This window comes from Rhodococcus sp. NPDC058532, assembly GCF_042719255.1.
Lineage (GTDB): Bacteria > Actinomycetota > Actinomycetes > Mycobacteriales > Mycobacteriaceae > Rhodococcus_G.
On sequence record NZ_JBHXNU010000002.1, the window covers coordinates 37,339 to 58,507 of the forward strand.

A 21,169-nucleotide genomic window follows, 5' to 3' on the forward strand; every position below is an offset into this window, starting at 1 on the left:
GGCGAGGCGGCGGTGTCAGCGATCCTCGGTGCGCTGCCGCAGTGCCCCCACCGCGGCGACGAGGGTCAGCGTGACCAGCGTCATCGCCAGGGCCACCGCGGGCAGGTCCGGCGGCGCGGTCGCCAGCGCACCCCGCGGCAGCTCGGTGAACGGGGACTGCGCCCCCAGCAGCCCCGACTCCGATGCCTGCCCGGCGACCGTCAGCGCGCTCGGCACGAACAGCACCGCGAGGCCGGCCACCGTCGCCCCCGACCTCGCGCCGACGCAGGAGCCGACCGCATACCCGGCGACCGGGGCGAGCGCGAACGAGCGGAGCACGTCGCCCAGCCCATCCGCGACGTCCGGCAGCACGCCGATCAGGCACACCGCCGCCAACAGGGTCAGCCCGACCACGACGCCCGGCCACCGCACGCCGGCCACCACGCCCACCGTCACCCCGACCGCCAGGATCGCGACCCCGACCCAGGTGAGGTCGGACGTGCCGGGCAGCGTGCCCGCGGCCGCGGCGACGATCGCGGTGGTCGTGAGCAGCAGTGTCCCGTCCTGCCCATCGAGCAGGAACGCGGCCCCGATCACGACCGTGACGAACGCCCCGAGCAGCACCCAGGTCACGGTGCGATTGTCCTGTGTCGCACCGATCGCCGCGTTCGTCACCAGGGCGGCGAGCACGACGGCGAGGGTGACGGTTCCGCCCCGCGTCGACGGCCGCGCGGCGCGCCCGCCGCCGAGCAGCAGCGCGAACAGCGTTGCGACCGCCGCGGGCAGCACCAGCCACCACGGCGCCGGATCGACGGCGTTGCCCGCGTCGGTGAGCGGCGCGTACGCGGTCCAGCCGACCGTCATCGGGAGATCGAGCCGTGCGGTGGCATAGGGCACGAGCAGGAACGCGGCAAGCGCACCCCCGGTCACCGCCACCTCCTCGGCCCGGCCGGTGGCGGCGACCACCGCACCGCCGAGCGCAAGGCCCGCGCCGATGCCCGCGACGTAGGTCGCCGCGATCAGCCACTCCACCTGTCGCGCATCGCTGTTCACCACCAGCACCGCGACCGACAGGCCGAGCCCGAGCAGCGCCGCCAGCCGCGCGGTGCGGACCGAGCCGCGCCGCGACAACGCCCCGGCGGCCGCGACCGCCACCAGCAGTCCGACCGCGGCGGCGAGCGACCGGCTGGTCAGCAACGCCCGGATCTGCCCCTCCGATCCGGCAACCCCGAAGGTTGCCGCCAGCGGGGTCATCAACGCCCAGCCCGCCGCGGCCGCGGTCAGCAGCGCGGCCAGGAAGGCGACGGTGCTCCGCGCGGTCGTCACCGGACCGCCCGGACGCCGCGAACGCCCCACGCGCAGAACGCGACCGCGACCGCGAGGGCGATGCCCGCCATCCGATCGTCGTAGCTACTGATCGCAAAGAAGGCGTCGAGGTCCTCCGAATACGCTCGTGACATCTCGACGCCACGCAGCGGTTCGTAGGCGCCGTCGAAGATGACATTCGGGGAGTGCGGCACGATCACCGTCGCCGCCGCGTGGAACACGGTGGACGCGAACGGGATCGCCAGCCCGACGGCGGCGACCGCCGCCGACCCGGGCAGGGCGGATGCCAGCGCCCAGCCCGCGCCGACCCCGACCACCGCGAGCCGCACCAGCAGCAGCGGTCCCTGGGCGCCGAGGTCCGGCCAGATCGCGCCGACCACCGGAACCGCCGCTGCCACCGCCAGTCCCGCGATCGGGGCCGGACGGCGGACCGCGACCGCGACGCCGACGGCGACCGCGACGGCGGCCACCGCGACCACGGCGGCGGACGGGACGTCGCGGAACGGGTTGCGCAGATCGACGAGGACCGGCATCGCGGCCGCCGCGACGCCGGTCGCCGCGAGCACGATCGCCCCGTCACCGGACCGGGTTCGGCGGGCGATCAGCCGGGCGCATACCTCGGTTGCGACCAGAACCACCACCATCGCGACCGCGATCACCACCCACTGCCGGAGCCGGGTGTCGTTGCCGCCCTGCCCGATCCAGGCGATCTGCAGCCGGTTGACCGCCGCGAGCACCACGACGGTCAGCAGCGCGGCACCGGCCTCGGGGCCGGTGATCCGGGGGATCCGGGACGACACGTTCGCGGTGGCCGCGGCGGCCGCCGCCAGCGCGAGGGTCACCCCGATCAGCCACCACGCGGGCTCGCCGAGGGTCGAGGTGCTCTCCCGTGCCGCCGCGGCACCCCACGCGGACACCGACAGAAAGCCCGCGAGCCCGCCAGCGGCGACCGCGCGCTGCGCGCCCCGGTGACCCCACCCGGCGGCGACCGCGGCGCCGAGCAGCGCCCCGGCGGCGAGACACTTGACGGTGTGCAGCGCGATCAGCCCGTCGACCCCCGCGACGCCGGGCACCGCGAGGCGGACGCCGAGCAGGACCGCGACGCAGGCCGCCGCGACCGCCCACCCGATCCGCCTCGACCCGTTCCGCGCCAGCGCAGCACAGGTTGCGGCCGCGACCACCACGGCGACGGCGATCGCGGTCGGTTGCGCGCTCAGCCACCGGTCGAGTTCGCGCCCCGAGGTGTGGACCGCCCACCTCCCGCCGGGCGGATCGGTGAGCACGAACGCCGCCAGGTAGCCGCCGAATAGTCCGGCGAGCGCGGGGACAGCGGCGCGGGGCGTGACAGGCATTGCCCGACGCTAACCGAACACGTGCCCGGATGCGCCGAGTGTGGGGCCCGGGCGTGCCACGATGTGCGCACCACAACACGAGGCGAGGAACGCACCATGGAATCGATCACCGAGAAGGCCACCACGCTCCTCGGGCTGCACCGGCCCGGGGAGCCGGTGATCCTTCCGACCGTCTGGGATGCGTGGTCGGCGAAGCTCGCCGTCGAGGCCGGTTTCGCGGCCCTCACCGTCGGTTCGCATCCGGTGGCCGACTCCCTCGGTCGCGCCGACAACGAGGGCATGAGCTTCACCGAACTGCTCACCCGTGTCGCCCAGATCACCGCGGCGGTCGACCTTCCGGTCTCGGTGGACATCGAGTCCGGTTACGGCCAGACGCCGGAGACCCTGATCAACGGTCTCGTCGAGGCCGGGGCGGTCGGGCTCAACATCGAGGACACCGTGCACGGTGAGGGCGGCAGGCTGCGGGAGGCGCAGGAGCACGCCGATGTTGTCGGGGGCCTGCGCCGCGCCGCGGACGCGGTCGGGGTGCATGTGGTGATCAACGCCCGCACCGACCTGTTTCTGCGGCGGGTCGGTGACGAGTCGGATCGGGTGCAGCGGGCCATTGCCCGGCTGACCCTCGCCGCGGAGGCGGGCGCGGATTGCCTGTACCCGGTGGGCTTCCACACCGACGAGGTGCATCGCGAGCTGACGGCGGCGCTGCCGCTGCCGGTCAATGCGATCGCCGACCCCGCCAGCGGCGAGAGGGCGAGCTATGCGGCGCTCGGCGTCGGACGGGTCAGCTTCGGCCCGCTGCTTCAGGCTGCGCTTGCGGTGCGCGCCAACGAGATTCTGGCGGGTTGGCGCTGACCGGCCCCGCTATCAGCGGCCCTCGGCGTAGGCGGCGAGGTGGGCGACCTGATCGGGGTCGAGGGACGGGCGGACGGTTGCGCGGGCGGTGGCCACGTCGTCGGAGGTGACGTCGGCGGCGTCCACGTTGCGGCGCATCGCGGACAGCGCCGCCTCACGCAGCAGCGCGGAGCAGTCGGCGGCGGAGTAGCCGTCCAGGTCGGCGGCGAGTGCTTCGAGGTCGACGTCGGCGGCCAGCGGGACGGAACGTCCTGCCGTGCGCAGGATCTCGAGCCGGGCCTCGGCGTCCGGCGGCGGAACGAACACCAGCTTCTCCAACCGTCCGGGCCGCAGCAGCGCCGGGTCGATCAGGTCCGGCCGGTTGGTGGCACCGACCACGACGACGTCGCGGAGCGGCTCCACCCCGTCGAGTTCGGTGAGCAGCGCCGCGACGACCCGGTCGGTGACCCCCGAGTCGGTGGACTGCCCGCGCCGCGGGGCCAGCGCGTCCACCTCATCGAGGAAGATCATCGACGGTGCCGAGTCCCGTGCCCGCTGGAACAGTTCGCGCACCGCCCGCTCCGATGCGCCGACCCACTTGTCCATCAGCTCCGCGCCCTTGACCGCATGCACCGACAGCTGACCGGAACTGGCAAGCGCCCGAACCAGATACGTCTTTCCGCAGCCGGGAGGTCCGTACAGCAGTACGCCGCGCGGCGGATCGACGCCGAGGCGCGCGAACGAATCGGGGTGCTGCAATGGCCACAGCACGGCCTCGGTCAGCGCCTGCTTGGTCTCCACCATGTCCCCGACGTCGTCGAGGGTGACCGACCCGACCGCCAACTCCTCGGTCCCGGACCGGGACAGCGGCCGGATCACGTCGAGCGCGCCGAGCAGGTCGGCGTGTTCGAGTCGCGGGTCGGTGCGGTCGGCGCTGGCGCGTGCGGCCGCCCGCATCGCCGCCTCCCGTACCAGTGCCGCGAGGTCGGCGGCAACGAATCCCGGGGCGCGGGAGGCGATCACGTCGAGGTCGAGGGTCGCGGTCGGCACCCGGCGGAGCAGCAGCTCGAGCAGTGATCGGCGGGTGCCTGCGTCCGGGAGTGGGATGGTCAGTTCGCGGTCGCAGACGTCCTGCCCGCGGGCCCGGCCGTCGAGGGCGTCGGGGTGGGCGGTGGTGGCGACGAACGCGACCCCCGGGGTGTCCACCGCGCGCCGCAGCTCGTCGAGGATCAGCGTCGACACCGGATCCGGCTCGGCGGGCAGCAGCGCATCCAGGTCGGTGATCAGCAGCACGCCACGGTCGTGGCGGAGGTGCGCGACGGCGTCGGCGACGCGCTGCAGCCGCGCGGCGGAGTCGAGTGCGCCGACGGTGGGTCCGTCCAGCTCGACCACGCCGCGCCCGGCGAGCACAGCCCGCGCCAATGTCGCCTTCCCTACCCCGGCGGGCCCGGTGACGAGGACGCCGAGATGGGCCGACGCACCGAGGGTGTGCAGCAGTTCCGGCTCGTCGAGTGCGAGGGTGAGCCATTCCGCGAGCTTGGCTGCCTGTGCGGCGACCCCGACCAGGTCGCGCACCGGCACCGCGTCCGTGCGGCGCACCTCCGGCTCCCGGACCGCCCGCGGTTCGGCGTCGGGTGACGCGGCGGCGCGGTGGGTTTCGCCCCAGCCGACGGCCGAGTTGGGTTGCACGCTCACCGGTCCGGCCGGGTCGACGGCCGTCACCGTCAGCAATTCGGATGTCCAGGTCACCCCGAAGGTGCGGGACAGCGACTGGGTCGCCACGGTGGTGGAGGTGCCGGGGCCGAGGTCGCGGGGCAGCAGGGACACGGTGTCCCCGACGGTGACGACCTTCCCCAGCAAGGCCTGCCGCAGCGTGGTGTCGGAGATCGAGCGGGTTGCCAGCGCGGATCCGCTGACGGTGACGGTGCGGGCGCCGTACACGGTTTCTGGTGAAATCACCACCCGCGCATCTTCTTTCACTCGCGCATTCGACAGGGTGACGTCGTCGAGGAGGGCGGTGCCGGTGGGGGTTCCGGACGGCGCGAGCGCGACAACGGCGGCGGTCCGGCGGCCGCCGACGACCGCGATCCCGTCCCATTCCCGCAGTCCCAGCGCGGCAAGGGCCTCGGGGTGCAGGCGCACCACCCCGCGGCGGGCGTCGGCGGCGGACGTGTTCAGTCGGGCGGTGAGGGCGAGTTCCGGGGACGTCACGGAACCCACCCTAGTTGTGATCGGTGGGGAACCGCGCCGACCAGTCGTGCAGCGCCGCGCTGAACTCCAGCGACTGCGGGAGCGGCACGATCATGTCCAGCGGGCCGGGCGGGAGCGGGCCCAGCTCGTCGAGCAGGTGATTGGCATTGGTGAAATGCGCGAAATGCAGGTCGGTGTGGCCCAATTCGTCGCGGATCGGCCCCACCTGCGCGCAGTTGACGTTCAGGTCCTTGTCGGAACACGTCAGCAGGACCGGGGTGCTGTCGGGGACGGCGGCGGCCAACCGCACCGGGTCGAGCGCGTCGGCTTCGGCGAGGAATTTCGCGTTCGAGCGGACCAGGCCGATGCTCGCGAGCAGCGGATCCGGTCGGGCGGGCAGGGTGCCGGACTCGCGCAGGCCCGCGATGGTGTCGCGGAGCGTGGCGCGGGCGGCGTCGGCGTCGGCGACCGACATCTGGCCGATCCGGACGGCCTGATCGAGTTGGGTGTTCAGTTGCGCGGTGAGCAGGTCCAGGTAGCGCATCGGGAGCGGGGCAAGCAGCCCGAGGCCGCCGTGCCCGATGCCGCGCTCGGCGAGGGCGAGCGCCGTGAAGGCGCCCTCGCTGTGCCCGACCAGGATCAGCCGGTCCGTCGGAACGCCGGTGCGCTCGGCCAGCACCCGGGCGGCGGCCGCCGCGTGATCGACCTGCGCGGTAAAGCCGAACTCGGCGAGGCGTTCGGGCGGCAACCCGGCGAGGCCGGTGGCGCCGCTGCCGAGCTTGTCGAAACGCAGACTCGGGATGCCCTGCGCGGCCAGGTCGTCGGCTATCCGGCCGATCGTGTTCGCGGTCAGGCCCGGCTGGTTGCCGTTCCGGTCGGTCGGGCCGCTGCCCGGCAGCAGCAGGACCGCCGCACCCGTGCGCGGGTGCGCCGGTGCGCGGAGGCTGCCGTGCAGCACGAGGCCGCCCGCCTCGAAGGTGACTTCGGTGTCGGTGCCGGACGGGGCAACCGACGATCCGGCAACCGGAATCGGCCCGCGGACCGGGAGCGCCGAGGCCGTGGCGGGCAGGCCAACCGAGCCGATCGCCACCGCAGCGGGAAGGCCCGCGGCGAACATCCGTCGCATCGCCCGTCGCATCGTCGTCGTCATCTCTCTCATTTCGATCGCGGCCTGCGGAGCCCGAGGCGTTGCGCCGAACGCTTCGGCCGGTGACCGTCGGGTGCTCGTCGGATCGCGCGCCGCTCCGCGGGTTTGACGTCCCAGACCTCGGGTCGGGCGGCGACCCACCGCTTGGATCGGACCGCGAACGGGATGTGCACCAGGTACGCGAAGACGAGAACGATCAGCAGCACGTACGGGTAGGTGATCAGGGCGGCGCCGATCAGGGCGACCAGGATCAGCAGCACCGCCGCCATCCGCCGCGGAACGGAGAAGGTCTTCATCGCCAGCGTCGGGATCCGGCTGACGATCAGGACCGCCGACAGCACCGTCCACACCGACACCGGCCAGAACGACGACCACCAGCCGTCCCCCCACGCCTCATACGCGGCGATCGGGGTCAGGGCGATCAGGGCCCCGGCCGGGGCGGGCACACCGACGAAGAACTCGTTCGTGTACGACGGCGCGGACTCGTCGTCGAGAAGGGTGTTGAAGCGGGCCAGTCGCAGCACGATGCTCACCGCGTAGACCAGCGCCACCATCCAGCCCGCGTTGCTGCCGTCCAGCAGCGTCACGTACAGCACCAGTGCCGGTGCAACGCCGAACGAGATGGCGTCGGCGAGGGAGTCGAGCTCCGCGCCGATCTTCGTCGTCGCGTCGAGGAGGCGTGCGATCCGGCCGTCGAGCGAGTCGAGGACGGCGGCGACGCCGATCATCCCCAGCGCGACCCCGAGCTGGCCGCCGAGCGCGAACTTCACCGCGGACAGGCCGCTGCACAAGGCCAGGATCGTCAGCGTGCTCGGCAGCAGCAGCAGCCCGCTGGTTGCGACGCGGCGGGTGTTCGTCACGACCTCCGGCTGGCTCACGGGAGCTGCGCGAGCACGGTCTCGGCGCCGACGGCGCGCTGTCCCCTCTCCACCATCAGCGTGGTGCCGACGGGGAAGTAGGTGTCGACGCGGGAACCGAACCGGATCAGGCCGTACGTGTCACCGATCGGCAGTCGGTCGCCGACCTCGGCCTGGCAGACGATGCGCCGCGCAAGCAACCCGGCGATCTGCACGACCGCGACATCATGTCCGGACGGCGTCCGCAGCAGCATCGAGTTGCGCTCGTTGGCGTCGCTGGCCTCGGCCAGATCGGCGGACAGGAACTTTCCCGGCCGGTGCACGACCCGAAGGACCTCACCCGCGACGGGGCTCCGCTGCACGTGCACGTCGAGCACCGACAGGAAGATGCTGACCCGCGGCACCGGCTGATCGCCCATCGCCAGTTCCGCGGGCGGGACGGCGGTGTCGACGAGCGCCACCTCGCCGTCCGCGGGGGAGACCACCACGTTCGGCCGGTTCGGCGGCACCCGATGCGGGTGCCGGAAGAACGCGGCGCTCGCGCCGGCGGCGAGCAGGCCGGTGCGACGCAGCCACGGGCGACGGCGGCCGAGCACGGCAACGCCGAGCGGGGCGAGGACGAACGGCAACCCGGCGGGGTGCAGGGGTGGGATCGTGGTCCGGACCAGGTCGACGATGTGGGCGAGCCCGGTCGGCTGCGGAGTGCCAATGGGCATGGGTCGGCGGGCCACGAGATCCTCTTCGGTCGGGGACGGTGCGGGCGGCCGCGGGCTCGCCGCCCGCGGGCACTGCACAGGCTAGCCGAGTGGGGCCCGGTCGCCCCACCCCGAAAGCCGGCCTGGGCCCCCGGTCACCCGGCGTGCGCGGTCGCGGACTCCACCTCGCTCTTGATCCGGGCCAGTGTGGTGTTCATTCCCGACACCATCTCGACCTCGAAGTCCGCGGTCCCGCCCATGAATTTGTCGACGAGGAACGCGGAGACCTTGCTGGTCCCGGTCGGGGCCTCGCGGCGTTCGGTGACGCGGGTGCCGCGCTCGGTCGGGGTGAGCTCGTAGCTCCAGATGGTGCGGTTCTCCGCCACCCGCCAGGCGATGGCCGTGTTCGGGTCGAACCGGATGACCTTGCTGCTCGTCGGCCAGACGAGCAGGCCCTTCTTGTTCACGTTGACCGTCCTGGTGCCGGTGCGCACCGGCCCGCCGAAGACCTTCATCACCTTGCACTGCGGGCTCCACCTGCCCATGCGCTCGAGGTCGGAGATCACCCGCCAGACCGCGTCCGGTGCGGCGTCGATCTCGATGGTGGCTTCGAGGGTGTTCGTCACGGGGCTCTCCGGTTCGTTCGAAGTGTGTGGTACCGACGGTTACAGATGAGTCGGCTACCTATGATTCGTCGGCAGGTCGGGTTCGTCAAGGTCTCGCATCGCGCCTGCGGTAATGACTTGCCGGTGGACGGCGATGAACAGGGTATCCAGCCCATCGCCCGCCGCCCCCGTGGTCGGCACCCGCACCCGGAGCCTGCCGTGAAGATCCCCGTCGTTCGTCGCCCCGCCCATCGCGACCCGGTCCCGATGCTGCCGATCGGGCACGGCCTCGGCAGGCGGCCGTCCTGGCCGAGCGAGCGGCTCGAACGGCTGCTCACCCCGCACGAGGTCGACGACCTCGCCCGCGGCCACTTCACCCGCTGACGGGCCGGGTCGCGTCGCCGGGCCCGGCGGGCCCCCGGCCGTGGCACGATCGGTCGAATGACCGGATCGACCGACGAGGCCGCAACCGCCCAGCGGCTGCGCGACCTTGCCCGACTGCGACGCGTCCGGGACCGGATGGACCGCGACTACGCGCACCCGCTCGACGTCGAGGCCCTCGCCCGCGGCGTGCACATGTCCGCAGGGCACCTCAGCAGGCAGTTCCGGAAGGAGTACGGCGAATCCCCGTACTCCTACCTGATGACCCGGCGCATCGAACGCGCGATGGCCCTGCTGCGCCGCGGCGACCTCAGCGTCACCGAGGTCTGCTTCGCGGTCGGCTGTTCCTCGCTGGGCACGTTCAGCACCCGCTTCGCCGAACTCGTCGGCGTCCCGCCGAGCGTGTACCGGGACCAGCAGCGGTCCGACGCGGAGATGCAGTCGTGTGTCACCAAGCAGGTCACCAGACCGGTCAGGAATCGAGAAGCGCGGCCCGCCGCGCGGCCCTAGCGTGATGGACATGAACCTCACCATTCACTCGGCCTTCCTTCCCCACGACGACCGCGACGCCGCACTGGCGTTCTACCGCGACCTCCTCGGCTTCGAGGTCCGCAAGGAGGTCGGCTACAACGGGCTGTACTGGATCACCATCGGGCACCCGGACCAACCCGACACCTCCCTCGTCCTGCACCCGCCCGCCGCCGACCCCGGCATCACCGAGGACGAGCGCCGCACGATCACCGAGATGATGGCGAAGGGGACCTACGCGATCCTCACCCTCGCCACCCCCGACCTCGACCGGACGTTCGCGAAGCTGGAGTCCAGCGGCGCGGACATCGTGCAGGAACCGATCGAGCAGCCGTACGGCATCCGCGACTGCGCCGTCCGCGACCCCGCGGGCAACCTGCTGCGCATCAACGAGGTGACCCGATGAGCACCGCAGGGTCGACGATGGTGACCTCGGTGCTCCTCGGCGCCGCCGACGTCGCGGCCGCGGAGACGTTCTACCGCGGTCTCGGGCTCGGGTCCCGGATCGGCGTGCGCGCCGAGCAGGAGCCGTCCACCGGGTTCCGCGGCTACACGCTCTCGCTGGTGGTGTCCCAGCCCGGCAACGTCGACGCGTATGTCGCGGCCGCCCTCGCCGGGGGTGCGACCGAACTGAAGCCGGCTAGGAAGAGCCTGTGGGGGTACGGCGGCGCAGTGCAGGCCCCGGACGGCGCGATCTGGACGATCGCGAGTTCGTCGAAGAAGGACACCGGACCGGCGGTCCGACAGTTCGACGAGCTGGTCCTGCTGCTCGGGGTCGCGGACGTCAAGGCGAGCAAGCAGTTCTACGTCGACCGTGGGCTCGTCGTGCAGAAGAGCTTCGGCCGCAAGTACGTTCAGTTCGAGGCCGCGCCCGACGGCGTCACCCTCGCGCTGAACGGGCGTGCGGCGTTGGCGAAGAACGCGGGCGTGTCCCCCGAGGGCACCGGCTCGCACCGCATCGCGGTCCGCGGCACCGCGGGCCCCTGCACCGATCCGGACGGCTTCCGGTGGGAGACGGCGCCCGTATAAAGGGTTCGGACAGGCACGGAGACCACGGCCGCGACGGCGGCACCGTTCGACGGATGGAGACCACGTGAGCATGGCACCGACGACAACGCAGCCGGCCGGGCTGCCCGCCGCCGACAGCCACGACCTGATCCGCGTGCACGGTGCGCGGGAGAACAATCTCAAGAACGTCAGCGTCGACCTCCCTAAGCGGCGGCTGACGGTGTTCACCGGCGTCTCGGGGTCCGGCAAGAGTTCACTGGTGTTCGCGACGATCGCCGCCGAATCGCAGCGGATGATCAACGAGACCTACAGCGCGTTCGTGCAGGGCTTCATGCCGACGCTCGCGCGGCCCGACGTCGACGTGCTCGAGGGCCTGACGACGGCGATCATCGTCGACCAGGAGCGGATGGGCGCGAACCCGCGCTCGACGGTCGGCACCGCCACCGACGCGAACGCGATGCTGCGGATCCTGTTCAGCCGAATCGGCACGCCGCACATCGGCTCGCAGCAGGCGTTCTCGTTCAACGTCGCGTCGATCAGCGGTGCCGGGGCGGTCACCGTCGAAAAGGGCGGACTGGAGATCAAGGAGCGCAGAAGTTTCAGTGTCACCGGCGGGATGTGCCCGCGCTGCGAGGGCATGGGCACGGTCTCCGACTTCGACCTGACCGCGCTGTACGACGCCGACAAATCGCTGAACGAGGGCGCGCTGACGATCCCCGGCTACAGCATGGACGGCTGGTACGGCCGGATCTTCCGCGGCTGCGGATTCTTCGACCCCGACAAGCCGATTGCCAGGTTCACCAAGAAGCAGCTCGGCGACCTGCTGTACAAGGAACCAACCAAGGTCAAGGTCGAGGGCGTCAACGTCACCTACGAGGGCCTGATCCCGAAGATTCAGAAGTCGTTCCTGTCCAAGGACCGTGAGGCGATGCAGCCGCACATCCGGGCGTTCGTCGACCGTGCGATCACCTTCCAGACTTGCCCGGACTGCGCGGGAACCCGGCTCAGCGAGCTGGCCCGGTCGTCGAAGATCGCCGGCCTCAGCATCGCCGACGTGTGCGCGATGCAGATCAGCGACCTCGCCGAGTGGGTCGGCGGGCTGGACGAGGACACGGTGGCGCCGCTGCTGACGGCGCTGCGTCGCACGCTCGACTCGTTCGTCGAGATCGGCCTCGGTTACCTCAGCCTCGACCGCCCGGCGGGCACCCTGTCCGGGGGAGAGGCGCAGCGCACCAAGCTGATCCGGCATCTCGGGTCCTCGCTCACCGATGTCACCTATGTCTTCGACGAACCGACGATCGGTCTGCACCCGCACGACATCGCGCGGATGAACAACCTGCTGTTGCAGCTGCGCGACAAGGGAAACACCGTGCTCGTCGTCGAGCACAAGCCGGAGGCGATCGCGATCGCCGACCACGTCGTCGACCTCGGCCCGCGCGCGGGCACCGACGGCGGCGAGATCGTGTTCGAGGGCACCGTCGGCGAGCTCCGCGCCAGCGGCACCCTCACCGGACGGCATCTCGACGACCGCGCCTCACTCAAGCCTGCGGTGCGCACCGCCGCAGGCGCACTCGAGGTTCGCGGCGCCGACGCGCACAACCTGCGGGACGTGGACGTCGACCTCCCGTTGGGTGTGCTCGTCGTGGTGACCGGCGTCGCGGGCTCCGGCAAGAGTTCGCTGATCACGGGGTCGGTCGCGGGCCGGGACGGCGTGGTGTCCATCGATCAGGGCGCGATCAAGGGCTCGCGGCGCAGCAATCCCGCCACGTACACCGGGCTGCTCGATCCGATCCGGAAGGCGTTCGCGAAGGCCAACGGCGTCAAGCCGGGCCTGTTCAGCGCGAACTCCGACGGTGCGTGCCCGAACTGCAACGGCGCCGGGGTGATCTACTCGGACCTCGCGATGATGGGCGGCGTCTCGGCTCCGTGTGAGGTGTGCGAGGGGAAGCGGTTCCAGGCCGAGGTTCTCGAGTACACGTTCGGCGGCAGGGACATCAGCGAGGTGCTGACCATGTCGGCCGCCGAGGCCGAGGCGTTCTTCGGCAGCGGTGACGCGAAGCTTCCGGCGGCGCACCGGATCCTGGCCAGGCTCGTCGACGTTGGCCTCGGTTACGTGAAGATCGGTCAGCCGCTGACCACCCTGTCCGGCGGTGAGCGGCAACGCCTCAAGCTCGCCACCCACATGGGGGAGAAGGGTGACGTCCTCATCCTCGACGAGCCGACGACCGGCCTGCACCTCGCCGACGTGGAGAACCTCCTCGGCCTGCTCGACCGGCTGGTGGACTCCGGCAAGTCGGTGATCGTCATCGAGCACCATCAGGCGGTGATGGCGCACGCCGACTGGATCATCGACCTCGGTCCGGGTGCGGGCCACGACGGTGGTCGGGTGGTCTTCGAGGGTGCGCCCGCGGACCTGGTCGCCGCGCGCTCGACCCTCACCGGCACGCACCTCGCGGAGTACGTCGGCGCCTGATCCTCCACCGAACGGGCGGTTGTCGGGGCATCGGTCGAGAGCCCGTCCCGACAACCGCCCGTTCGGCCGTGCACGGTCGGGCAACTTGTTCTATTGGAGATAGAACAATACGATGAAGTCGTGCTCATCCGAATCGACCCCGCGTCGCCGGCGCCGCTGTTCGAGCAGGTGGCGGCCAGCGTGCGTCGGGCCATCGCCGACGGCGGAGTCGCGCCCGGCGATCGCCTGCCCGGCGCACGAGACCTCGCCGCCTCCCTCGACCTCAACGTGCACACCGTGCTGCGGGGCTATCAGCTGCTGCGCGAGGAGGGGTTGATCGAACTCCGGCGCGGGCGGGGTGCGGTCGTCGTCGCGGACGGCGGCCGCCGCGGCAGGCTGCAGGAGGTGGTGCGGGACCTCGTCGTCGAGGCGCGCCGACTCGGCGTGAGCACGGATGAACTCGTGACCCTCGTGACGAAGGAGATGGGATGACCGACTCGATGGAAACACCCCGGGTGTCGTGGCCGCGGGCCCTCGTCGCCGCACTGGCGGCGCCGCTGCTGGTCGGTGCGGTCGCGGTCGTGCTGTTCGGTGCCTGGTCCGCGGACCTGCCGGACCCGCTCGCCGTGCACTTCGGGCCGGGCGGCGACGCGGACGGCTTCGCCTCGCCCGGCGCGGCGCGCTGGTCGGTGCTCCTCGGCCCGGCCACCGCGGCCGTCCTGGTGACGGTGCTGGTCCTGATCACCCGCCGCGATCTGCGCACCGCGCGGACGGGCGTCGCGGCCGCGGCCGGGATCGGGTCGTTCGTCGCCGCGGTTCCGCTGCTGATGGCCGCCCCGCAGCGGGGCGTCGCCGACGCGGCCGACGTCACCGTTCCCGTCTGGGGACTCGTCGCCGCGGCCGTGATCGGCGCGATCGCCGCCCTGCTCGGTGCCCGTGCGGTGCCGTCCCCCGGCCCGGCGCGGGCGAGCGACGCGCCGCCCGCGGACGCTCCGCGGATTCCGCTCGCGGACCGCGAGCGGGTCGCCTGGTCGGGATCCGCGTCGATGCCCCGGTGGGTCGGGGTGGGCGTGGGGGTCGTTCCCGTCGTTGTCGCGGGCGCATTGCTGGCCACCGGCGGCGCGAGCGCGCTCCTGGTGCTCGTTGTCGCCGTGATCTCCGCGGCCCTGATGGCACTCGTTCTGGCGCCGGTCCGGGTCGGCATCGACCATCGCGGGCTGACCGCGCGCGGACTCGTCCCGGTTCGAGCGATCACGATCCCGCTCGGTGAGGTGGCCGAGGCGCGGGCCGTCACCGTCCGGGTGCTGAACGGGTTCGGCGGCTACGGCTACCGGATCGGGCCGCGCGGTGTCGGGCTGATCGCCCGCCCGGGGGAGGCGCTGCAGGTCACCCGGGGCGACGGGTCACGGTTCACCGTCACCGTCGACGACGCGGCCGGCGCGGCCGCCGCGCTCAATGCCCTCGCCGCCCGCGGGCGCGTCTGACGCGGGGCGCGTCCGCCGCTCGCCGCCCGGCCCGGCGCATACTTGATCGGTGAGCGTCGACGGGGTCCTGTTCGACATCGACGGAGTGCTCGTCACCTCGTGGCGAGCACTGCCCGGTGCCCGGGCGACCCTGGATGCGCTGCGCGCCCGCGGACTGCCCCGGGCCTTCCTCACCAACACCACCTCCCGTACCCGCCGCGAGATCGCCGCCGCGTTGCTGTCCTGCGGCATGGAGGTCGACACCGGGGAGATCGTCACCGCGGCCGTGCTGACCGCCGAGTATCTGCGGTCCACCTACCGGGACGCCCGCTGCCTGCTGATCAACCATGGCGACATCGCGGAGGACCTGACCGGGATCACCCTCGTCGACGAGCATCCGGACGTGGTGGTGCTCGGCAGCGCGGGCCCGGAGTTCGATCACCTGACGTTGAGTCGGGTGGCCGAGATGATGCAGCGCGCGGTCCCGGTCGTCGCGATGCAGAGCGGGCTCACCTGGGCCACCGCGGACGGGCTCCGCATCGACACCGGTGCCTACCTGCCGGGGCTCGAGGCCGCAGGCGGTGCGCGGGTCACCGTGATCGGCAAACCCGCCCCGACTGGGTTCACCACCGCGGCAGCGCTGATGGGCACCGAACCCGAACACGCCATGATGATCGGCGACGACCTGGTGGGCGACGTGCTCGCCGCGCAGTACGTCGGATATGTCGGGGTGCTGGTCCGGACCGGGAAGTTCCGGCCTGCCGTCCTTGACTCGCCGCCGGTCCTTCCCGACCATGTCATCGATTCGGTGGCGGACCTGCCCGACCTGCTCGACCGGCTCGATCCATGAGTGGCGACCGGCCATCGCCCGGGGGAGATGTCCGTTCTGTCGGACCTGCGCCTGCCCCGGGAAATCGGCAGGGCCGGACCGGCAAACCGGCCGCGAATCGTCACCGACGATGGGCTTGCGAAACCCGGGGGCCGAGCGCCCGGTTGTTCGGTACGGTCGACCCCATCCCATCCCACTTCATGCCGCCGAGGAGTTTCGTGCGCACTGCGTTCCGCCCCCGTTCCCTGACCCTGTTCGGCACCCGATTCGCCCGCGTTGGCGCGTCGATCGCGACGGGTGTCGCCGTGATCGGCGGCCTCGCCGTCGCGGGCGGCGGGGTCGCGTCCGCGGCCCGCGTCGACTGCGTGTCCCCGCCGTCGGCCGACGACATTCGCGTGATTGGTGACGCGAGTTGCGGCGCGACCGCAACGGTCGGTGGCACCGCGACGGCGGGCGCGACGGACAGCGGCACCGCGGTCAGCGTCGCCGAGGTCGGCGGCGCGAACACGTTCGCGACCGGTTTCGGGGTCGCGCTCAGCACGACGAAGGGCCCGGGCCAGGCGCACGCCTTCGCGATCGGTGGCGGCATCGCGAAGGCGGGGGGCGGCAACGGCAACACCACGTTCGCGCTGGCCGGCTGGGGCTCCGGTGCCACCGCAACACCGGACGGCGTGGACTGCATGGGCCCGCTGTCGTTCGCGGTGAACCTCAATACCGGCGCGGTGTGCCTGATTCGCTGAAGCACGGTGATCCGCTGATTCCGCGGAGCAATCGGGGCGTGTCGGCCGGGTCCGGAGGGGCCCGTGCTGGCGCGCCCCGCGCACGTGGAGGGGGTCGTGAGTCCTTGCACTCGCCTCGGGTGAGTGCTAAAAATGCACTTGGCACTCGCAACACGTGAGTGCCAGGTCGGGGCGGTGAGGCCGGGATCCATCGACACCCTCGGTCGTCCGTCGCGGGCACCGAACCTGGCCGAGTGAACGGGGCGAACGCATGCGCTCGCCCTGCGCGCCAATGAGGCGACCCGACGAGCGGTCGCCTTGTGTGTCACCCCCAATCCGGAGGATCACTTCGCAATGGCCAAGATCATCGCGTTCGACGAAGAGGCCCGTCGCGGCCTTGAGCGTGGCCTCAACAGCCTCGCCGACGCCGTCAAGGTGACGCTGGGACCCAAGGGTCGCAACGTCGTGCTCGAGAAGAAGTGGGGCGCCCCCACGATCACCAACGACGGCGTGTCCATCGCCAAGGAGATCGAGCTCGAGGACCCCTACGAGAAGATCGGCGCCGAGCTGGTCAAGGAGGTCGCCAAGAAGACCGACGACGTCGCTGGCGACGGCACCACCACCGCCACCGTCCTCGCTCAGGCGCTCGTCCGTGAGGGTCTGCGCAACGTCGCGGCAGGCGCCAACCCGCTTGGCCTCAAGCGCGGCATCGAGAAGGCCGTCGAGGCCGTCACCGCCAAGCTGCTCGACACCGCCAAGGAGGTCGAGGGCAAGGAGCAGATCGCCGCGACCGCAGGCATCTCCGCGGGCGACGCGTCCATCGGTGAGCTGATCGCCGAGGCCATGGACAAGGTCGGCAAGGAAGGCGTCATCACCGTCGAGGAGTCCAACTCCTTCGGCCTGCAGCTCGAGCTCACCGAGGGCATGCGCTTCGACAAGGGCTACATCTCGCTGTACTTCGCGACCGACGCCGAGCGTCAGGAAGCGGTCCTCGAGGATCCGTACATCCTGCTGGTCAGCTCCAAGATCTCGACGGTCAAGGACCTGCTGCCGCTGCTGGAGAAGGTCATCCAGGCAGGCAAGCCGCTGCTGATCATCGCCGAGGACGTCGAGGGCGAGGCCCTGTCGACCCTGGTCGTCAACAAGATCCGCGGCACCTTCAAGTCCGTCGCCGTCAAGGCTCCCGGCTTCGGTGACCGCCGCAAGGCGCAGCTCGCCGACATCGCCATCCTCACCGGTGGCGAGGTCGTCAGCGAAGAGGTCGGCCTGTCCCTGGAGACCGCGGGCATCGAGCTGCTCGGCCGCGCCCGCAAGGTCGTCGTCACCAAGGACGAGACCACCATCGTCGAGGGTGCAGGCGACGCCGACGCCATCGCCGGTCGCGTCAACCAGATCCGCGCCGAGATCGAGGCGTCGGATTCGGACTACGACCGCGAGAAGCTGCAGGAGCGCCTCGCGAAGCTGGCCGGTGGCGTCGCCGTCATCAAGGCCGGTGCCGCGACCGAGGTCGAGCTCAAGGAGCGCAAGCACCGCATCGAGGACGCCGTCCGCAACGCGAAGGCCGCCGTCGAGGAGGGCATCGTCGCCGGTGGTGGCGTCGCGCTGCTGCAGGCCGCTCCGGTCCTGGACGACCTGAAGCTCGAGGGCGACGAGGCCACCGGTGCCAACATCGTCAAGGTGGCCCTGGAGGCCCCGCTCAAGCAGATCGCGTTCAACGCAGGCCTCGAGCCCGGCGTCGTCGCGGAGAAGGTTCGTAACCTGCCCGCAGGCAGCGGCCTGAACGCCGCCACCGGCGAGTACGAGGACCTGCTCGTCGCGGGCATCAACGACCCGGTCAAGGTCACCCGCTCGGCGCTGCAGAACGCGGCGTCCATCGCGGCGCTGTTCCTGACCACCGAGGCCGTCGTTGCCGACAAGCCGGAGAAGGCCGCCGCTCCGATGGGCGACCCGACCGGTGGAATGGGCGGCATGGACTTCTGAGTCCGACGCACGCTCGGGGCGGCCCGGCCGCCCCACCCGGTTGACCGAGGCCGATCCACCGTCCGGTGGGTCGGCCTCGTCCGTCCGGTCACCGCGGCGTCGTCGATCCGACGGGTGATGTTCATCCGATACTTCGACGATTCCGTGGACAACGGGTGCGCACTCGGCCACACTGTCCGGGCGTACACACGTCTCGAGGCCCCATTCGGTAACGATGGGGCCCCGGTACTGTATATATACGCGAACGCACCGCTAACGAACGTAGACGACACACCAAGGTGGGAAGATGCCCAAGTTTCGTGGATCCGCACGTCGGATCGGCCGCCTCGCGGCCGCGACGGCCGCGCTGACCGTCCTGCCCCTGCTCGGCGTCGGCGCCGTCGCCAACGCCGACGAGGTCCCGAGCGCGGTCGCACCGAACGGATCCAAGCTCGAGCGCATCGACGGCTCCGGACGCCAGATCACGGCCTACGTGCACTCGGTGTCCATGGACAAGACCATCCCGCTGAAGATTCAGCTGCCCGCGGACATGAACTCCGAGCGCCCCACCCTGTACCTGCTCAACGGTGCTGGCGGCGGCGAGGACTCCGCGACCTGGCAGCGTCGCACCGACGTCGCCTCGTTCTTCGCCGACAAGAACGTCAACGTCGTCACCCCGGTCGGCGGCGCGTTCAGCTACTACACCGACTGGATCAAGGACGACCCGGAGCTCGGCCGCAACAAGTGGACGACGTTCCTCACCCAGGAGCTGCCGCCGATCATCGACGCGGCGTTCAAGGGCAACGGCACCAACTCGCTCGCCGCGATCTCGATGACCGGCACCAGCGTGCTGAACCTCGCGATCCAGGCCCCCGGCGTGTACAAGAGTGTCGCGGGCTACAGCGGCTGCGCCGAGACCACCACCCCGGCGGGTAAGGCGTACATCAAGCTGGTCGTCGAGTCCCGCGGCGGCGGCGACACCGAGAACATGTGGGGCCCGGACGGTAGCCCGGAGTGGATCGCCAACGACCCGGTCGTCAACGCGGAGAAGCTGCGCGGCACCGAGATCTACATGTCCACCGGCAACGGCCTGCCCGGCCCGCACGACACCCTGGAGGCGACCGGCGGCACCGGAGCACTGGCGAACCAGGTGATCGTCGGCGGCGTGATCGAGGGCGCCACCCTGCTGTGCACGAACAACCTGTTCAAGCGGCTCAATGACCTGAACATCCCGGCCACCTTCGACTTCCGTCCGAACGGAACCCACTCGTGGGGCTACTGGCAGGACGACCTGCACAAGTCGTGGCCGTGGATCGCCCGCACCATCGGGCTCTGACCTAACGCACGCCAACGGCGCCGGTCCCGCAGTCGCGGGGCCGGCGCCGTTGCCGTGTCACGGGTCGGTGCCGATCGGCGGGATTCGCGGCGCGGTAACCGGATGCCTGCGTTCGCCGTGCGTAGGATCCGCTTCGAGCCGGGCCCGGGGCGCCCCGCCGACGAACGGGGTGAACGCGGGTGGACGCAGTGGTGATCGTGCTCGAACTCCTCGTGGTGCTCGGCGCCATCGTGATGGGCACCCGATCGAGTGGTGTCGCCCTCGGCCTGTGGGGTGGCGCCGGTGTCGCGGTCCTCGTGTTCGTCTTCGGGGAGGACGTCGGCACCCCTCCCGTCGACGCGCTGCTCATCGTCCTGTCGGTGGTGCTGGCGTCGTCGATGATGCAGGCCGCTGGCGGCATCGACTGGATGGTGTCGATTGCCGCGAACCTGATCGCCAAGCGCCCCAAGCAGATCACCCTCATCGCTCCGCTGGTGTCGTTCCTGTTCTCGGTCGGCGCAGGCACCTCGAACATTCTGTATCCGCTGCTGCCCGTCATCTACGACGCCTCCTACCGCAACGGGATCCGGCCGTCTCGCCCGCTGTCGCTGTCGGTGGTCGCGACCGGTGTCGCGCTCGCCTGCAGCCCGGTGTCCGCGGCGATGGCGGCGATGGTCACCCTGACCGATGTGGCGCCGTACAACTTCGAGCTGATCGACATCATCAAGATCACCCTTCCCGCGGCGGTGATCGGCATCGTCCTCTCGTCGGTCGTGGTGAACCGGCTCGGCAAGGACATCGCCGAGGACCCGGAGATCCAGGCGCGCATCGCGTCCGGTGACCTCGCCGCACCAGCCGGCGGCCTGAGCAGGATCGAGCTGAAGGCGTCGACGCAGGGGCGCAATGCGGCGCTGATCTTCCTTGTCGGCGTTGTCGCGATCGTGGTGTTCGGGCTGTTCAAGGGCATTCGACCGGACGCCTCCGACGGCACCCCGCTCGGCATGACGCCGATCATCGAGATGATCATGTTCGTCGTCGGCACCCTGATCCTGCTGGTGAGCAGGCCGCCGGTCGCGGACGTGCCGACGATGTCGGTGTTCCGGGCGGGCATGGTCTCGGCGATCGCACTGTTCGGTCTCGCCTGGATGACCGACACCTTCATCAGCGCGCACGAAGAACTGATCACCGACACCGTCGGCGACCTTGTCGAGGCGGCGCCGTGGATCTTCGCGCTCGGCGTCTTCCTGGTGTGCGTGCTGACCACCAGCCAGTCGACCGCGACCCGGACCATCGTGCCGATCGGCCTCACCGCGGGACTGGCGCCGGGACTGATCAGCGGCATGTGGGCGGGCGCGTTCGCCGGCGTCTACCTGCTGCCCACCAACGGTTCCCAGATCGCGGCCGCGAACTTCGACGAGTCGGGCAGCACCAAGCTCGGCAGCAAACTCGTCGACCACTCGTTCTTCCTGCCGACCCTGATCCTCGCGGTCACCACGATCGCGGCGGGTTCGGCGCTCGGGGTGATCCTGGGCTGAG

At 71.3% G+C, this 21,169-nt stretch carries 20 protein-coding genes; 13 read left to right on the forward strand and 7 right to left on the reverse strand.

Features of this window, described 5'->3' with window-relative positions; all coding sequences use genetic code 11:
• Positions 1-15 precede the first annotated feature (15 nt).
• The gene (locus ACFWQG_RS02990) at positions 16-1,305 is read right to left on the reverse strand and encodes a hypothetical protein (protein WP_378506102.1); all 1,290 of its coding nucleotides are present in this window, start codon (positions 1,303-1,305) and stop codon (positions 16-18) included.
• The gene (locus ACFWQG_RS02995) at positions 1,302-2,657 is read right to left on the reverse strand and encodes a hypothetical protein (protein WP_378506103.1); all 1,356 of its coding nucleotides are present in this window, start codon (positions 2,655-2,657) and stop codon (positions 1,302-1,304) included. Before ACFWQG_RS02995 ends, ACFWQG_RS02990 begins: the two co-directional genes overlap by 4 nt.
• A 96-nt stretch (positions 2,658-2,753) precedes the next feature.
• Here ACFWQG_RS02995 and ACFWQG_RS03000 point away from each other — a divergent pair, with 96 nt between their 5' ends.
• Positions 2,754-3,506: an isocitrate lyase/phosphoenolpyruvate mutase family protein gene (locus ACFWQG_RS03000; protein ID WP_378506104.1), complete on the forward strand. Its 753-nt coding sequence runs from the start codon at positions 2,754-2,756 to the stop codon at positions 3,504-3,506.
• Positions 3,507-3,518: 12 nt separating this feature from the next.
• Here the strand turns inward: ACFWQG_RS03000 and ACFWQG_RS03005 are convergent, their stop codons facing one another.
• The 5 genes from ACFWQG_RS03005 to ACFWQG_RS03025 all read right to left on the reverse strand — a co-directional run bounded on the left by ACFWQG_RS03005 (position 3,519) and on the right by ACFWQG_RS03025 (position 9,000).
• Positions 3,519-5,696 (reverse strand): AAA family ATPase, encoded by a 2,178-nt coding sequence (locus ACFWQG_RS03005; protein ID WP_378506105.1) that lies wholly within the window; start codon positions 5,694-5,696, stop codon positions 3,519-3,521.
• 10 nt (positions 5,697-5,706) lie between these two features.
• Positions 5,707-6,825, reverse strand: coding sequence for an alpha/beta hydrolase (locus ACFWQG_RS03010; RefSeq protein WP_378506106.1), 1,119 nt, complete (start codon positions 6,823-6,825; stop codon positions 5,707-5,709).
• Between the two features lie 5 nt (positions 6,826-6,830).
• A complete protein-coding gene (locus ACFWQG_RS03015; RefSeq protein ID WP_378506107.1) occupies positions 6,831-7,700 on the reverse strand; it encodes a CDP-alcohol phosphatidyltransferase family protein in 870 nt (289 codons plus the stop codon).
• Positions 7,697-8,410 carry a phosphatidylserine decarboxylase gene (locus ACFWQG_RS03020; RefSeq protein WP_378506108.1) on the reverse strand — a complete coding sequence of 238 codons (714 nt, stop codon included), beginning with the start codon at positions 8,408-8,410 and terminating at the stop codon, positions 7,697-7,699. The genes ACFWQG_RS03015 and ACFWQG_RS03020 overlap by 4 nt, the downstream gene beginning before the upstream one ends.
• 119 nt (positions 8,411-8,529) lie before the next feature.
• Complete coding sequence (locus ACFWQG_RS03025; RefSeq protein WP_378506109.1) at positions 8,530-9,000, reverse strand: SRPBCC family protein; 471 nt, start codon at positions 8,998-9,000, stop codon at positions 8,530-8,532.
• 198 nt (positions 9,001-9,198) lie between these two features.
• On the opposite strand from ACFWQG_RS03025, the gene ACFWQG_RS03030 reads away from it, so the two are divergent.
• The 12 genes from ACFWQG_RS03030 (at position 9,199) to ACFWQG_RS03085 (ending at position 21,168) form a co-directional block, all read left to right on the forward strand.
• Positions 9,199-9,363, forward strand: coding sequence for a hypothetical protein (locus ACFWQG_RS03030; protein ID WP_378506110.1), 165 nt, complete (start codon positions 9,199-9,201; stop codon positions 9,361-9,363).
• A gap of 57 nt (positions 9,364-9,420) precedes the next feature.
• Positions 9,421-9,870: a helix-turn-helix transcriptional regulator gene (locus tag ACFWQG_RS03035; RefSeq protein ID WP_378506111.1), complete on the forward strand. Its 450-nt coding sequence runs from the start codon at positions 9,421-9,423 to the stop codon at positions 9,868-9,870.
• A gap of 10 nt (positions 9,871-9,880) precedes the next feature.
• Positions 9,881-10,294: a VOC family protein gene (locus tag ACFWQG_RS03040; RefSeq protein WP_378506112.1), complete on the forward strand. Its 414-nt coding sequence runs from the start codon at positions 9,881-9,883 to the stop codon at positions 10,292-10,294.
• Positions 10,291-10,917 (forward strand): glyoxalase, encoded by a 627-nt coding sequence (locus ACFWQG_RS03045; RefSeq protein ID WP_378506113.1) that lies wholly within the window; start codon positions 10,291-10,293, stop codon positions 10,915-10,917. Before ACFWQG_RS03040 ends, ACFWQG_RS03045 begins: the two co-directional genes overlap by 4 nt.
• A 70-nt stretch (positions 10,918-10,987) precedes the next feature.
• Positions 10,988-13,369 carry an ATP-binding cassette domain-containing protein gene (locus ACFWQG_RS03050; protein WP_378506393.1) on the forward strand — a complete coding sequence of 794 codons (2,382 nt, stop codon included), beginning with the start codon at positions 10,988-10,990 and terminating at the stop codon, positions 13,367-13,369.
• A gap of 120 nt (positions 13,370-13,489) precedes the next feature.
• On the forward strand, positions 13,490-13,840 hold the full coding sequence (locus ACFWQG_RS03055; protein ID WP_378506114.1) for a GntR family transcriptional regulator: 351 nt from the start codon (positions 13,490-13,492) through the stop codon (positions 13,838-13,840).
• Positions 13,837-14,832 (forward strand): DUF1648 domain-containing protein, encoded by a 996-nt coding sequence (locus ACFWQG_RS03060; protein ID WP_378506115.1) that lies wholly within the window; start codon positions 13,837-13,839, stop codon positions 14,830-14,832. The genes ACFWQG_RS03055 and ACFWQG_RS03060 overlap by 4 nt, the downstream gene beginning before the upstream one ends.
• Before the next feature lie 49 nt (positions 14,833-14,881).
• Positions 14,882-15,661: an HAD-IIA family hydrolase gene (locus ACFWQG_RS03065; protein WP_378506116.1), complete on the forward strand. Its 780-nt coding sequence runs from the start codon at positions 14,882-14,884 to the stop codon at positions 15,659-15,661.
• 179 nt (positions 15,662-15,840) lie between these two features.
• Positions 15,841-16,380 (forward strand): DUF6764 family protein, encoded by a 540-nt coding sequence (locus ACFWQG_RS03070; protein WP_378506117.1) that lies wholly within the window; start codon positions 15,841-15,843, stop codon positions 16,378-16,380.
• Positions 16,381-16,713: 333 nt separating this feature from the next.
• Positions 16,714-18,339 (forward strand): chaperonin GroEL, encoded by a 1,626-nt coding sequence (gene groL / locus ACFWQG_RS03075; RefSeq protein ID WP_378506118.1) that lies wholly within the window; start codon positions 16,714-16,716, stop codon positions 18,337-18,339.
• Between the two features lie 286 nt (positions 18,340-18,625).
• The gene (locus ACFWQG_RS03080) at positions 18,626-19,654 is read left to right on the forward strand and encodes an alpha/beta hydrolase (protein WP_378506119.1); all 1,029 of its coding nucleotides are present in this window, start codon (positions 18,626-18,628) and stop codon (positions 19,652-19,654) included.
• A 179-nt stretch (positions 19,655-19,833) separates the two neighbouring features.
• Positions 19,834-21,168, forward strand: coding sequence for an anaerobic C4-dicarboxylate transporter (locus ACFWQG_RS03085; RefSeq protein WP_378506120.1), 1,335 nt, complete (start codon positions 19,834-19,836; stop codon positions 21,166-21,168).
• The last annotated feature ends 1 nt before the right edge of the window (position 21,169 follow it).

Coding starts and splice junctions, on each gene's coding strand:
- ACFWQG_RS03040 (WP_378506112.1), top strand. CDS start 9,881: ATGAACCTCACCATTCACTCGGCCTTCCTTCCCCACGACGACCGCGAC.
- ACFWQG_RS03070 (WP_378506117.1), top strand. CDS start 15,841: ATGCCGCCGAGGAGTTTCGTGCGCACTGCGTTCCGCCCCCGTTCCCTG.
- groL (WP_378506118.1), top strand. CDS start 16,714: ATGGCCAAGATCATCGCGTTCGACGAAGAGGCCCGTCGCGGCCTTGAG.
- ACFWQG_RS03045 (WP_378506113.1), top strand. CDS start 10,291: ATGAGCACCGCAGGGTCGACGATGGTGACCTCGGTGCTCCTCGGCGCC.
- ACFWQG_RS02995 (WP_378506103.1), bottom strand. CDS start 2,657: ATGCCTGTCACGCCCCGCGCCGCTGTCCCCGCGCTCGCCGGACTATTC.
- ACFWQG_RS03000 (WP_378506104.1), top strand. CDS start 2,754: ATGGAATCGATCACCGAGAAGGCCACCACGCTCCTCGGGCTGCACCGG.
- ACFWQG_RS03010 (WP_378506106.1), bottom strand. CDS start 6,825: ATGACGACGACGATGCGACGGGCGATGCGACGGATGTTCGCCGCGGGC.
- ACFWQG_RS03080 (WP_378506119.1), top strand. CDS start 18,626: ATGCCCAAGTTTCGTGGATCCGCACGTCGGATCGGCCGCCTCGCGGCC.
- ACFWQG_RS03035 (WP_378506111.1), top strand. CDS start 9,421: ATGACCGGATCGACCGACGAGGCCGCAACCGCCCAGCGGCTGCGCGAC.
- ACFWQG_RS03060 (WP_378506115.1), top strand. CDS start 13,837: ATGACCGACTCGATGGAAACACCCCGGGTGTCGTGGCCGCGGGCCCTC.
- ACFWQG_RS03050 (WP_378506393.1), top strand. CDS start 10,988: ATGGCACCGACGACAACGCAGCCGGCCGGGCTGCCCGCCGCCGACAGC.